A 13,010-nucleotide genomic window follows, 5' to 3' on the forward strand; every position below is an offset into this window, starting at 1 on the left:
ATTTTATGCGCTTCACAGACCAAAAATGGCTGGAAACGCGCATATTAATTCAGGGATTCAGCAGCGTTTGCAGATCCGGGTGCGGTGCTTGCAACTCTTTGAGGATGCGGGCGCTGTCGCTTAATAATTGCTGGCGCTGTCTGTCGCCGCCAGCATCATGCGGAAATGCCGCCAGCAATCGTTCACGGATATTTCCTTCGCAGACACCGCTGTACGCGCATTGCTCAGTCGCCTGCAGGCTGTCAGCAGCACATGGATAACCGAGCTGGCATGCCGCCAGCGTGAATGCCTGCGCGCGTATGCTGAGCGCGGCTTGTTGTTCTTCATCGAGGCTATTGCTGCGCAGATAGGCGTTGACAAAGCCGCGCAAGGATTCCAGCGCCTGCGGGTTACGCGTCGCTAACGCAGCGTTGGCCGCTTGCATCGCGGCAGCGTACTGCTCTTGCTGCAGCAATTGGCTTGCGCGTTCACCCGCTGTTCTGACCATGCCATCGGACCAATGCGTTTGCTGTATCTCTTGCTGTTGCCGTATCTCATCCGCAGAGAGTTGATCGAAATTTTTGCAGCGTTCGGTCAGTTGTCGGTACGCGATTTTTTGTGGCGTGTTATCCGCTAGCAATTGCATCTGTTGGCGCAGGGTATCGCCACCGGTACCTGCAAAATTTGGCAGACAGGTGCGCCAGGCGCGATAAGCCAGTTGCTGGCGTGCGGCATCCTGCGCATTTTTGTTTTGTTCAAAAATCGCGTGTAAATCTTTGCTTTGTTCCAGCGGGTCGGCAATGACGGTATTTGTCGTCAGCGTTTCGGTGAGGTGCGTATCGTTCTGGTGATTGCTGTCGCCACTTGGTGCCGATGAACTGCCGTGCATGATTAATCTGATCGGCGCATGATCGCTGTCGCCAGAATTTTGCGTGGCGAATACCAGCATCAGCACGACGCTGCTGAGAAATAAAGAGAATGCCAGCAATTGTTTGTGGGACATGAAATGACTGTCGATGGCGGATTGATGTTGCATGAAGCGGCTATCCGTCATGCAAGCGGATAGCTGTTTTTATTTTTGACCTGCGTTGCGTACTGCGTCACCGTCACCGTAAATTTTTCGATCTACGACAATTCGACCGTGACGAATGTCGTCAGCAACGCAACTCTATAGTCATTATGGTTTAGCGATAAAAATATTGGAGCTTGGGCAGGTGCCAGCAACATTCGCATTTGTGACCAGCGATGTCGATGCCGGGAATTGGCTCAGATTATTTTTATTCAGATTGACCCAGACTTCAGTCAGATAGCTGACGCCGTTGGTTTTGGTACATTTCAGCGACACTGCGGATGAGCCGCTGCTGCCGAACGATGTATTCGCTGCTGCCAGCAATTGCGAGCGCGACAAAGTTTTGCCGATGTTATTCGCGATCAGCGTGTTCAGCGCGGTTTGTCCCAGACGATTGCTCAGGCTGCTGGCATCGCCCCAGTAGTTGTCGGCTGTTTTGGTGCTGCAGCTGCCGTGTTTGAACCATTCATGTTTGTCGAGGCAGGATTGCACGCCTGGCATATAAGTGCTCAGCACCGACAAGGTGGAACTGCTGGCGCCGTAAGAATCCATGCTGCACCAGGCGCTGCTCGCATCCAGATCGATATCCTTTTGCGGAACATTGCAATATTGTGGATGGTTGCCATCGTAGGCATTTGGCCACAAGCCATGCAGAGACAGATGTGTGGCAGCGTAAGTGCCTTTCAGATTCTGGCATTCTGGTTTGCTGCTGTGGGTGACGCAAAAGCCAGGCTGCCAGGACGCAGCAAGTAAAACGAAGTCATACGATTGCGCTTGCGCCGCAACGCTGACCAGCATAGAAACACATATAGCGACTGACGCCTTGATAAGTTTAGACAACATAGATTTTCCCTGAGGTTAGTGTTTATTTGTTTTTAAAGCGAAATACACTGAGATGCCAGTGAAGTGAAAACGCATCGCTGAGACATGAATGCGCCGGATTTATCGCCAGTGTGGCGACTTCAGAAAGTTACCGTCAGGATATGACGTCAATGTGACAAATTTGTAATTTAAATATAACAACAATGAGCGATTGGCCCCATCAAACTATTTGGTGTGGCAAATGTTGTTTTATAACGATTTCTGCGAGATTGTCGAACTGTTGCCGTTGTGATGGCGACGCTGTTCGCAGTCATAGTCTGTCTACGGGTGGCGTTTTCTGTCGAAAACAGCAAAAAAAAGCAGCCTTATCAGGCTGCCGAATGGATGGTTAATCCGAGGGGAGACGTTCACATGTCTGACGCGCACTATATATGCTGAGTGTTACGTGGGTATGACAGTTGTGATTCGAACTGTATGCACGCATGCTGTTGCAAAGCTTGAAGATACGCACAGATCATTACGGTGATGCCGGAAACTGATGATTTTCTCTATATAAATAGTGATTATTCGCTGTATATTCTCATCTCCTATGTCTTTATAATGCCCGCTCAAAATTCGCGGGTTTTTTTATTGGTTTCCTGACACACGCAACTTCATGAATACACTTATCTGGTTCGTTATCCTGTATTGGGTTATCTCGGTTGGCATAGGCCTGTATGCGGCGCGCTATGTGAATAACTCTAAGGACTTTGCTGTTGCCGGACGCTCTTTGCCGATGTACGTGGTGACTGCCACCGTATTCGCGACCTGGTTCGGGTCTGAGGCGGTGCTGGGCATCTCTTCCACTTTCGTCAAAGAAGGCTTAAAAGGCGTGGTGGCAGATCCGTTTGGTTCCTCTTTGTGTCTGGTGCTGGTCGGGTTGTTTTTTGCCAAACCGCTGTACCGCATGAATCTGCTGACGATAGGCGACTATTACCGGAATAAATTTGGACGCACAGTCGAAATTCTGGTTACCTTGTGTATCGTAATTTCGTATCTGGGCTGGGTTGCGGCGCAGATCAAGGCGCTGGGGCTGGTGTTTAACGTGGTCTCAGGTGGTTACATAGCCATGGAAACCGGCATGATCATTGGTGCCGCCAGCGTGCTGATCTATACGCTGATGGGCGGTATGTGGTCGGTGGCGATTACCGATTTTCTGCAAATGATCATTATCGTGGTCGGCATGGTCTACATAGGCTGGGAAGTTTCCGGCATGGTGGGCGGTGCAGGCGTCGTGATCGAACATGCGGCGGCTGCGGGTAAATTTGAATTCTGGCCATCGCCGACAGCGCGGGAAATGCTGTGGTTTTTTGCCGCGTGGATCACGATGATGCTGGGGTCGATACCGCAGCAGGACGTTTTCCAGCGCGTAGCCTCATCGAAAAACGAAAAAATTGCCGGGAACGCGTCGATACTCGGCGGCGTTTTGTATTTTTGCTTTGCGTTTATTCCTATGTTTCTCGCGTATTCCGCCACGCTGATCGACCCTGGCATGGTGAATAGTCTGATCGATAAAGATTCGCAGTTGATCTTACCGACACTGATCATGAATAAAGTGCCGATGCTGGCGCAGGTGATGTTTTTCGGCGCTTTGTTGTCGGCGATCAAGAGCTGCGCCAGTGCGACCTTACTGGCACCATCGGTTACTTTTTCAGAAAATATCCTGAAGCCATTTTTCCCTAAACAGTCTGATAAGCAGTTCCTGCTGATGATGCGGATCGTGGTACTGGTATTTACCGCAATCGTGACCATCTTTGCCATGAATACCGAATCGAGCATCTACAAGATGGTGGAAAATGCTTACAAAGTGACGCTGGTGGCTGCGTTTGTGCCGCTGGCGTTCGGTTTGTACTGGAAACGGGCAACGGCGCAGGGCGGGCTGGTATCGATTATTTTCGGCATTACTTGCTGGGTTGCGCTGGAATTGACCGCGCCGGAAGGTTTCTGGCCGCCGCAACTGGTCGGTGTCTTGATGAGCATGGCGGGAATGATCGTTGGTTCGCTATTACCGCAATACAAGGGCGGGGTGAAAACGTCGTTACGCTGATTTCCAGCTTGTGGCAGCGCTTTTTGTCCGCCTCAGCGATGTCACCAGCCAGTGACGTGGGTCGGTGTTTAGCGCTACCGAGCACACCGCTTGTTGATGCAATGCGCAAATTTCAGTTGAAAACCTTTATAATTCAGGGTTTTATCAGTTTTTTTAGGGCGAGAGTATGCCGATTTACGCTTACCGTTGTGAAGAGTGTGGTTTTGCCAAAGATGTATTGCAAAAGATTTCCGATGCACCGCTGACAGATTGCCCTTCTTGTGGCAAAGCCTCATTTAAGAAACAAGTCACTGCCGCTGGCTTTCAGCTTAAAGGTTCGGGCTGGTATGTCACGGATTTCCGTGGCGGTTCCGGTGGTTCTGCTGGAACATCCGCGCCGGCTGTGCCGACAGATGGCGGTAGTGCCGCAGGAAGCGCCCCAACGGCGAGAGAAACACCGGCCACACCAGCAGCACCGGCTGCGGCCAGCGACAAGACATCGACCTGAGCGTCGTCAACGATGCACAATGAAACACTACTTAGACTGAGCTTGACTGAACACTATGCGTAAATACTTTATTACCGGTTTGCTGATTCTGGTTCCTCTGGGTATCACCTTCTGGGTGTTGCACGCCATTATCACGACCATGGATCAGTCTTTGCTGCTGCTGCCGGAGCAATGGCGGCCTGAAGTGGTGTTCGGTACCAAGGTGCCCGGTCTCGGTGCCTTACTGACAGTGTTGATTGTTTTTGTGACAGGCTTGCTGACACGAAATTTCATCGGCAATTATGTTGTGCGTATCTGGGAAGGCTTGCTAAACCGGATTCCGATTGTGAATTCGATTTATTCCAGCGTTAAACAGGTTTCTGATACCTTGTTTTCGTCATCCGGCAATGCTTTCCGTAAAGCCGTATTGATCGAATATCCGCGCCGTGATTGCTGGACCATCGGTTTTCTGACCGGTGTGCCGGGCGGCGATGTGGTTAATCATCTGCAAGGTGATTTTGTCAGCGTGTATGTGCCGACGACGCCGAACCCGACCTCAGGTTTTTTCCTGATGGTGCCGAAGGCGGATGCGATAGAGTTGGATATGAGTGTCGATGCGGCACTCAAATATATTGTTTCCATGGGCGTGGTGGCTCCCGAGCATCTCCCCACCGAGAAGAAATAAAGATCTTGCAGCCACAAGCTGCCGCTTGATCAACTCATTTTAAATTTTGAATACAGACAGGTAAGAAATTATGTCCATGCGTACCCATTACTGCGGCCTCACTACTGAGGAATTACTCGGCCAAACCGTCAGCCTGTGCGGCTGGGTTCATCGTCGTCGTGATCACGGCGGTGTGATTTTTATTGATCTGCGCGACCGCGAAGGTCTGGTGCAGGTGGTCTGCGATCCTGATCGTGCAGATGTTTTTGCCGCCGCAGAATCTGTGCGTAATGAATTCTGTCTGCGTATCACCGGTGTTGTACGCAGCCGCCCTGAGGGAACCGGTAACGCGAATCTGAAATCCGGCAAGATCGAAGTGCTGGCACACAACGTTGAAGTGCTGAATCCTTCCGTCACGCCACCGTTCCAGCTGGATGACGACAATCTGTCTGAAACTACACGCCTGACCCACCGCGTACTCGATCTGCGTCGTCCGCAAATGCAAAACAATCTGCGTCTGCGTTACAAAGTCGCGATGGAAGTGCGTAAGTTCCTGGATGCAAACGGCTTCATCGATATCGAAACACCGATGCTGACCAAATCCACACCGGAAGGCGCACGCGACTATCTGGTGCCGTCTCGTGTGAATGCGGGTAATTTCTTTGCGTTGCCACAGTCGCCGCAGTTGTTCAAACAATTGTTGATGGTGGCTAACTTTGACCGTTACTACCAGATCACCAAATGCTTCCGTGATGAAGATCTGCGCGCTGACCGTCAGCCAGAATTTACTCAGATCGATTGCGAAACATCGTTCATGAATGAGCAGGAAATCCGCGACATGTTTGAAGGCATGATCCGTCTGGTCTTCAAAAACACGCTGGATATCGACCTGCCGAATCCATTCCCAGTGATGGACTTTGCCGAAGCGATGGGTCTGTATGGTTCCGACAAACCGGATATGCGCGTCAAGCTGCAATTCACTGAATTGACCGACGTGATGAAGGACGTGGATTTCAAAGTGTTCTCTGGCGCCGCCAACATGAACAATGGCCGCGTGGTTGGTTTGCTGGTGCCGGGTGGCGCGAACATGCCGCGTTCCGAGATCGATGCGTACACGCAATTCGTTGCGATTTATGGCGCTAAAGGTCTGGCTTACATCAAGGTCAACGAACTGGCAAAAGGCCGTGACGGTCTGCAGTCGCCTATCGTCAAAAATATTCATGACGCTGCACTGACAGAAATCCTGACTCGCACTGGCGCTAAAGACGGCGATCTGATTTTCTTTGGTGCGGACAAAGCCAAAGTTGTTAACGATGCGATCGGTGCTTTGCGCGTTAAGATCGGCCATAGTGAATTCGGTAAAGCCAACGGCTTGTTTGAAGATGTCTGGAAACCATTGTGGGTGATTGATTTCCCGATGTTTGAACATGACGAAGAAAATGATCGCTGGACAGCAACGCATCATCCGTTCACTGCTCCGAAAGATGGTCATGAAGACTTGATGGAAAGTGATCCGGGCAAGTGTATCGCCAAGGCTTACGACATGGTGCTGAATGGTTGGGAACTCGGCGGTGGCTCGGTTCGTATTCACCGTGCTGATGTACAAAGCAAAGTGTTCCGTGCATTGAAGATCGACGATGCCGAAGCGCAATTGAAATTCGGCTTCCTGCTGGATGCATTGCAATACGGCGCGCCTCCGCATGGTGGTCTGGCGTTTGGTCTGGATCGTATCGTCACGATGATGACTGGTGCAGAATCGATTCGCGACGTGATCGCTTTCCCGAAAACTCAGCGTGCACAATGTCTGTTGACACAGGCACCATCGGAAGTCGACGAAAAGCAATTGCGCGAATTGCACATCCGTCTGCGTGCGACAGAGCCAGCAATCAAAGCCTGAATTATTTCAGATTAAAAAAAGCGCGGATTCCGCGCTTTTTTTTCGCCATCTTTTTTGAAAAATTGAACTATGCTGAATTTGACCACGCAGATTCGCCTTGCCACTCCGGCAGATGCACCGCGTCTGGCCGTGCTGGCAGTGCAGGTCTGGACGCATACCTATGCGAAGCAGGGAATTAACGACGAGATTGCCAGCTATGTCCTGAAGAATCTGACGCCTGCTTATTTTCTGCAATGTATGCAACAGGCATCGCAGCAACTGCTGGTGGTTGAACATCAGCAACATTTGCTCGCACTGGCATTGGTGGATACCGATAGTGCATGTCCGACGTGTGACGATAGCCATGTCGAATTGAAGACTTTATATGTGCAGGCACATTTTGCTGGCAATGGTCTTGGTACAGCATTGTTGCAACGTGCCGGACAACTGGCTGCAGCACAAGGCAGCCGCTTGTGGTTGAGTGTCAATGCGGAAAATAGCAAAGCGATGCAGTTTTATCAGAAACATCAATACCAGCAATGTGGCGAGATCTTTTTTGACTTAGGAGAGACCCGGCATAAAAACTGGATCATGTTACAAACACCAGACACAGCATAAGAACCAGTGCAGAGACGCGGAGCGCTATCGTCATCGGCCTGAAACATAAATTGTTACGAATTTTACATATCAGGTTTGGCGTTGCGGAGTGCAATTTCGTGTAAATTCGGCGGGTTCATTTTTTGGAAGATTGGGTTCGTAGTGATGAAATATCGTCTGTCTGCATCTCGTTGCGGTGTCTGTGTTGTGCTCGGGCTTACTGCATTCGTACTGAGTGCCTGTGGTGAAAAAAAGACCGAGCTGGGACAAGGTTCGTCGGAAATCACCGGTGCTGCGGGTCCAGTCGGTGCAATGGGAGCAAACAAATCGCTGGTGAAGTGTGATGCACCTGTCGCCACGCTGGCGCTGGTGGAAAATCCGAATGGCTATACGCTCCAAAGTTCCTACAATTTGCCGACTTCGCCTGTACCGCTGATTCGTTTGCTGGCGCAGCAAAGCGGATGTTTCCGCGTCGTTGACCGGGCGTCAGGTTTGAAGGCCGTGATACAAGAGCAGGATTTACAGGCACAGGGCATCATTCGCAAGAATACGACCGTGCAAAAAGGCAAAGGCTATGAAGCGCAATACACCATGACGCCGAGCCTGACATTTTCCGAAAGCAAAGCTGGCGGCGTGCTCGGTGTCATTATGGGCATGGTTCCTTTCCTGAAAAACTATACCGGATATGCAGAAAAGGTCAGTTTTAAAGAAGCGCAGGTCGCACTATTGTTAACTGATAATGAGACAACCGAACAAATCGCGGCGTCAACGGGCGCTGCGAAGACGACTGATCTTGGTATCGGCGGACTCAGTTTTGGTGGTGGCATAGGCGGCTTAGGGGCTGGATGGAGCAATACCAACGAAGCCAAAGTGATTGTTGCCGCCTTTCTTGATGCACACAATAAACTGGTGTCGCAGATCAGGCAGTTGCAGAGTAAAGAATTACCACCTGCTGTGCCGCTGAAGAAATAGCATTTATTTTTTGCGGGTGATAAAAGTTTGTTCAGGGTTCGCATGGCGAACCCTTTTACGTTGTGGGCGCTGTTGCATGTTGATTTTCCTGAATTGAACATATCCGCGGACCTCGTTTGCTGCTGAATTGATCCGCCGGATTCAGCCTTACAGGCACAGCCTCGATACCCATTGAGCAAACTGAAAAATGTTGCTGCACGAAGCCGGGAACGCATTTTGTCACGCTTAGCGTTGGTGCTACATACCGTCACAACGACATCGATACGACAATGTGAATTCTTGTTTCCAGATGCAATTAAGCAATAAAAAACTGCTATAACTATCCTGTAGTTACAAGAAATATTGGTATCTGGTCAGAACAATAATTAATTTCAGGGAGTGGAAAATGAGCAGTTTTGTAAAGAAAATCATGCCAGTCGCCATGTTGGCAAGTGTTGCGTTGTCGTCGGTTGCGTATGCGACGGATCATGGGACTGAAGCGGAAGCACAAGAGATGGTAAAAAAAGCGGTAGCGCTGGTGAAATCAGCCGGCCCGGAAAAAGCCTATAAAGCATTCACCGAGCATCCAGACGCAACGTTTAACCATAAAGATCTGTATGTCTTCGTGTACGACTTTGAAGGCAACTGTCTGGCACAGGGTGCGAATGCCAAGATGGTTGGTAAAAACCTGTTGTCGATGAAAGACGTCGATGGCAATGCATTTATCAAAGGTATGATCGATACCGTCAAAGCATCGTCAAAAGGTTGGTACGGTCCGTATAAATTCAATAATCCGGCGACCAAATCGTATGATCTGAAACGTTCGTATTGCGAACGTGGTGCGGGTGATACCATCGTGTGTGTCGGCACTTACGTTGCCAAATAATCTGCTTCGGAAAATGCCTGCTGCAAAACGCGGGCACTGATCTGACAAAAGTAAAACGCTGTTCCGTGAAAGTTTGTTCCGGAGCAGCGTTTTACTTTCAGCGAAAGAAAAAAACGGTAGCTAAAGGCGCTAGAATGGAGTGGTTGACGACACATGTATGTATAAGCATAAGCACCCACGAGCATAATGTCCCCGTATAAAATTCCTGAATCTGTGTTGGTTGTGATTTACACCCCTGCACTCGATGTACTCTTAATTGAACGCGCTGATAAACCCGGTTTCTGGCAATCGGTCACTGGCTCTAAAGATACGCCGGACGAAGCGTTGCTTACCACCGCCATACGTGAAGTGGCAGAAGAAACTGGCATCGACGCCACGCAATTTGCGCTGCGCGACTGGCAATTATCGAATGTGTATGAAATTTATCCGGTCTGGCGTCATCGCTATGCGCCGGGTGTGACACACAATACGGAACACGTATTTGGCTTATGTGTCAGCCCGGATGTGACGGTGCGCCTTGCCCCGCGTGAACACGTGCAATATCAATGGTTGCCCTGGCAAGCCGCTGCAGACCGCTGTTTTTCAGCATCGAATGCAGAAGCGATATTGCTGCTGCCAGAATTTAATCAGAACTGAAATCATGAAGCTACGCATTGCGACCTACAACATCCACAAAGGCGTCAGTGCTTTTGGCCGGCATGAGCGCATACACAGCATTAAAGACGCGATTGCGGCGCTGGATGCCGATATGGTGTTTTTGCAGGAAGTGCAGGGACAGCATGATATGCACGCCAGAAAACATCTCAGTTGGCCGCAAGAAGGGCAGCATGAATTTCTGGCGGGGGCATCGCATCATGTCGCGTACGGAATGAATGCGGTGTACGACCACGGGCATCACGGCAATGCCTTGCTCAGCCGCTTTCCGATTACCACTCAGGTGAATCATGATGTCTCGGATCACGCGTATGAACAACGCGGTATTTTGCATGCCGTGGTCCGCGCAAATCAGGTTGATATTCATTGTTTTGTGATTCATCTGGGCTTATTTGCCGCCAGTCGCCGGCGCCAGATTCAAGCGCTGATTGATACCATCCAAAGAGATACGCCAGCCGATGCGCCACTGATCATCGCGGGGGATTTTAATGACTGGAATCAACGCCTCAGTTCTGCTTTATATGAACAGCTAGGCGTAGTGGAAGCCTTTGATGTGGATGGTCAGCATGGTACTGATAAATTCCAGCGCAAAGGTCTGGCGCATTTATTTTCACAGTCCGCTTCTGCTCATGCACGCACATTTCCGGCGGGCTTTCCGTGGCTTTGTCTGGATCGCGTCTATCTGCGTGGCTTTCACATTGCCGCAGCGAATGTGATGACCGGCGACCCGTGGCGCAAATTGTCAGATCATGTTCCCATCATGGCGCATCTTGAATTGCGCCAGCTTCGCTGATGTTTGAGGCATGAAAAAGCTTCATTACATCGACGGTAATGATGTCCGGCTATTGCATTCTGGCGGCGAATATTTTTCTGTCTTGCTGGCGGCGATAGCGCAGGCGCAACAAGAAATCTGTCTGGAAACCTATATTTTTGCGAGCGACGTAACGGCAACTCAGGTGCGTGATGCGCTGATCGCGGCCGCGCAACGCGGCGTCGTGGTGCGGGTGGTGATCGACTGGCTGGGCAGCGGGCGCGATCAGGCTTTGCAATTAACTGCTTTGCTGGTGGCTGCCGGTGTTGAGTGTCGCTGCTTTAATCCGTGGTTCCGGCGCGGATGGGCGCGCACCCACAGAAAGATTTGCGTGATCGACCGGCAACGCGCGTTTCTGGGCGGCTTTAATATTATCAGCGACGACATTTCCGATGACGGTTGGGCGGATACCTTAGCGTTTCCACGCTGGGATTTTGCGGTCGCGATCAGCGGCCCGCTGGTCACGCATATTCATCTGGAAGCTGATGCCCAATGGCGGCGCACAGGCCGGCTCGATTTGTTGTCCCGGATAGGTCTGATGCGTGATTTGCGCACCGACGCAAAAGTCTCGCGCAGCCAGCTTCGGCACCTCAGCCGGGCGGCGCTGATTGTCCGGGATAATTTGCGTAACCGCGCCACCATACAAAAAGCTTATTTACATGCGCTGGGCAACGCACGCCAGAGCGCGGTGCTGGTGACACCTTATTTTGCGCCCGGCAGAAAATTCCGGAGTGCTCTGATTTCTGCGGCGTCACGTGGCGTGAATGTAACGCTGCTGATCGGCGTGAATCAATTTGTTTTGCAAGACGCCGTCGCGCATTCTTACTATCCAAAGTTACTCAGCAAAGGCGTGCGCATCGTTGAATACAGGAAAACACAATTGCATGCGAAAGTGGCTGTGATCGACAATGATTGGGCGACAGTTGGTTCCAGTAACTTTGATGGGCTGAGCTTGTTTGTTAATCATGAGGCCAATATCGTGATTCGTGACAAACATTTTAACCAGCGTCTGACGACCGAGTTGCAACAAGGTATTGACGATGGCGTTGAGGTATTACTGGAAGACTATGTCAGCCGCGCATGGTACCGGCGTGCCTGGTATGGCACCGTGTATCTGCTGTATCGCGGTCTGATGCGCATTGTCACGCTGGGTGGCTACGGATGAGGCTGCACGGCGTTGATTTCACTTCTGCACCGTCGAAACGCAAGGCGATCACCGTCGCCAGCGGCGTGCTGCGATCCGGCGTTTTATGTCTCGACAGTTTGCAATCGCTGACGAGTTTTGCGGCGTTCGATACATGGTTAAAACATGATGGGCCGTGGCTGGCTGGGTTTGATCTGCCATTTTCTTTACCACGGGAATTGCTGGCGCATCTGCACTGGCCGCAGGAGTGGCAAGCCCTGATGCGTCATTTGACTACTGTCACGCGCGCAGAGATGCGATTGCAATTTAAGGCTTTTTGCGATGCCCGCCCCGTGGGAGGCAAGTTCGCGCACCGGGCGACGGATATTCCGGCAGGCTCTTCCCCATCAATGAAATGGGTCAATCCGCCGGTCGCGTATATGTTGCATGCGGGTGCGCCGCGCTTGCTGGCTGCCGAGGTCAGCATTCCCGGCATGATTGCCGGTGATCCGCAACGCATTGCGCTGGAAGCTTATCCTGGCATGGTGGCGCGCAGTATTACCAGCGCTTCGTACAAGAGCGATGATAAAACCAAGCAGACACCGGAACGCCGCCTTGCGCGCGAGCGCATCGTTTCTGCGCTGGAGCAGGGCGCGACCCCGTGGCAGATTCGACTCGACGCCGGACAATTCCGCGATGCGCTGATCGACGATGGCAGCGCCGATTTGCTCGATGCCGTGTTATGTCTGATGCTCGCCGCATGGGCGTGGCAACGGCGGGAGCAGAATTATGGTTTGCCGGAGTTTGATGCACTCGAAGGCTGGATCGTCGGTGCCTGAATCTGGTCTGGCTGAGGTCTGATTTGCGGCTGATTTGAGCGCAACGTCTGCCGACCTTGTATGACTATCCGGCGTCAGCATCGCAAAGTTGGTAATTCAGCGGTTTTTGATGCTAAATATACTCCCCCCCAGTATGTTTTAAAGCCCTTTATTCTCAAGGAGATGAAGGCGTTTTTAATAAAAACAG

General features: G+C 51.2%; 13 protein-coding genes. 11 read left to right on the forward strand and 2 right to left on the reverse strand.

Annotated features, from left to right (window positions below):
- Positions 1 to 49: 49 nt before the first annotated feature.
- Entirely contained in the window at positions 50 to 1,015 is a 966-nt protein-coding gene (locus tag H8K26_RS03320; RefSeq protein WP_190477278.1) for a hypothetical protein, read from the reverse strand.
- A 141-nt stretch (positions 1,016 to 1,156) separates the two neighbouring features.
- A complete protein-coding gene (locus tag H8K26_RS03325; protein ID WP_190477280.1) occupies positions 1,157 to 1,891 on the reverse strand; it encodes a ribonuclease T2 family protein in 735 nt (244 codons plus the stop codon).
- A 634-nt stretch (positions 1,892 to 2,525) separates the two neighbouring features.
- On the opposite strand from H8K26_RS03325, the gene H8K26_RS03330 reads away from it, so the two are divergent.
- The 11 genes from H8K26_RS03330 to H8K26_RS03380 all read left to right on the forward strand — a co-directional run bounded on the left by H8K26_RS03330 (position 2,526) and on the right by H8K26_RS03380 (position 12,823).
- Positions 2,526 to 3,956: a high affinity choline transporter 1 gene (locus H8K26_RS03330; RefSeq protein WP_190477283.1), complete on the forward strand. Its 1,431-nt coding sequence runs from the start codon at positions 2,526 to 2,528 to the stop codon at positions 3,954 to 3,956.
- A gap of 166 nt (positions 3,957 to 4,122) precedes the next feature.
- Complete coding sequence (locus H8K26_RS03335) at positions 4,123 to 4,443, forward strand: FmdB family zinc ribbon protein (protein ID WP_190477285.1); 321 nt, start codon at positions 4,123 to 4,125, stop codon at positions 4,441 to 4,443.
- Between the two features lie 55 nt (positions 4,444 to 4,498).
- Positions 4,499 to 5,107: a DUF502 domain-containing protein gene (locus tag H8K26_RS03340; RefSeq protein WP_186896366.1), complete on the forward strand. Its 609-nt coding sequence runs from the start codon at positions 4,499 to 4,501 to the stop codon at positions 5,105 to 5,107.
- 70 nt (positions 5,108 to 5,177) lie between these two features.
- Entirely contained in the window at positions 5,178 to 6,983 is a 1,806-nt protein-coding gene (aspS, locus tag H8K26_RS03345; protein ID WP_190477287.1) for an aspartate--tRNA ligase, read from the forward strand.
- 69 nt (positions 6,984 to 7,052) lie between these two features.
- Entirely contained in the window at positions 7,053 to 7,580 is a 528-nt protein-coding gene (locus H8K26_RS03350; RefSeq protein ID WP_190477289.1) for a GNAT family N-acetyltransferase, read from the forward strand.
- Positions 7,581 to 7,724: 144 nt separating this feature from the next.
- Positions 7,725 to 8,531, forward strand: a complete 807-nt coding sequence (locus tag H8K26_RS03355; RefSeq protein WP_190477291.1) for a CsgG/HfaB family protein — start codon at positions 7,725 to 7,727, stop codon at positions 8,529 to 8,531.
- A gap of 385 nt (positions 8,532 to 8,916) precedes the next feature.
- Complete coding sequence (locus H8K26_RS03360; protein WP_223826804.1) at positions 8,917 to 9,396, forward strand: cache domain-containing protein; 480 nt, start codon at positions 8,917 to 8,919, stop codon at positions 9,394 to 9,396.
- A gap of 186 nt (positions 9,397 to 9,582) precedes the next feature.
- The gene (gene nudB, locus H8K26_RS03365; protein WP_186896368.1) at positions 9,583 to 10,032 is read left to right on the forward strand and encodes a dihydroneopterin triphosphate diphosphatase; all 450 of its coding nucleotides are present in this window, start codon (positions 9,583 to 9,585) and stop codon (positions 10,030 to 10,032) included.
- Positions 10,033 to 10,036: 4 nt separating this feature from the next.
- Positions 10,037 to 10,843, forward strand: coding sequence for an endonuclease/exonuclease/phosphatase family protein (locus H8K26_RS03370; RefSeq protein ID WP_186896369.1), 807 nt, complete (start codon positions 10,037 to 10,039; stop codon positions 10,841 to 10,843).
- Positions 10,844 to 10,853: 10 nt separating this feature from the next.
- Complete coding sequence (clsB, locus tag H8K26_RS03375; RefSeq protein ID WP_190477293.1) at positions 10,854 to 12,026, forward strand: cardiolipin synthase ClsB; 1,173 nt, start codon at positions 10,854 to 10,856, stop codon at positions 12,024 to 12,026.
- Positions 12,023 to 12,823 (forward strand): DUF429 domain-containing protein, encoded by an 801-nt coding sequence (locus tag H8K26_RS03380; protein ID WP_190477295.1) that lies wholly within the window; start codon positions 12,023 to 12,025, stop codon positions 12,821 to 12,823. The genes clsB and H8K26_RS03380 overlap by 4 nt, the downstream gene beginning before the upstream one ends.
- Positions 12,824 to 13,010: the final 187 nt, after the last annotated feature.

The sequence above is a fragment of the Cognatundibacterium aquatile genome (genome assembly GCF_014699135.1).
Lineage (GTDB): Bacteria > Pseudomonadota > Gammaproteobacteria > Burkholderiales > Burkholderiaceae_D > Undibacterium > Undibacterium aquatile.

Excerpts from the sequence above, each read along its gene's own strand:
- H8K26_RS03320 (WP_190477278.1), bottom strand. The coding sequence starts at position 1,015 with ATGCAACATCAATCCGCCATCGACAGTCATTTCATGTCCCACAAACAA.
- H8K26_RS03325 (WP_190477280.1), bottom strand. The coding sequence starts at position 1,891 with ATGTTGTCTAAACTTATCAAGGCGTCAGTCGCTATATGTGTTTCTATG.
- H8K26_RS03330 (WP_190477283.1), top strand. The coding sequence starts at position 2,526 with ATGAATACACTTATCTGGTTCGTTATCCTGTATTGGGTTATCTCGGTT.
- H8K26_RS03335 (WP_190477285.1), top strand. The coding sequence starts at position 4,123 with ATGCCGATTTACGCTTACCGTTGTGAAGAGTGTGGTTTTGCCAAAGAT.
- H8K26_RS03340 (WP_186896366.1), top strand. The coding sequence starts at position 4,499 with ATGCGTAAATACTTTATTACCGGTTTGCTGATTCTGGTTCCTCTGGGT.
- aspS (WP_190477287.1), top strand. The coding sequence starts at position 5,178 with ATGTCCATGCGTACCCATTACTGCGGCCTCACTACTGAGGAATTACTC.
- H8K26_RS03350 (WP_190477289.1), top strand. The coding sequence starts at position 7,053 with ATGCTGAATTTGACCACGCAGATTCGCCTTGCCACTCCGGCAGATGCA.
- H8K26_RS03355 (WP_190477291.1), top strand. The coding sequence starts at position 7,725 with ATGAAATATCGTCTGTCTGCATCTCGTTGCGGTGTCTGTGTTGTGCTC.
- H8K26_RS03360 (WP_223826804.1), top strand. The coding sequence starts at position 8,917 with ATGAGCAGTTTTGTAAAGAAAATCATGCCAGTCGCCATGTTGGCAAGT.
- nudB (WP_186896368.1), top strand. The coding sequence starts at position 9,583 with ATGTCCCCGTATAAAATTCCTGAATCTGTGTTGGTTGTGATTTACACC.
- H8K26_RS03370 (WP_186896369.1), top strand. The coding sequence starts at position 10,037 with ATGAAGCTACGCATTGCGACCTACAACATCCACAAAGGCGTCAGTGCT.
- clsB (WP_190477293.1), top strand. The coding sequence starts at position 10,854 with ATGAAAAAGCTTCATTACATCGACGGTAATGATGTCCGGCTATTGCAT.
- H8K26_RS03380 (WP_190477295.1), top strand. The coding sequence starts at position 12,023 with ATGAGGCTGCACGGCGTTGATTTCACTTCTGCACCGTCGAAACGCAAG.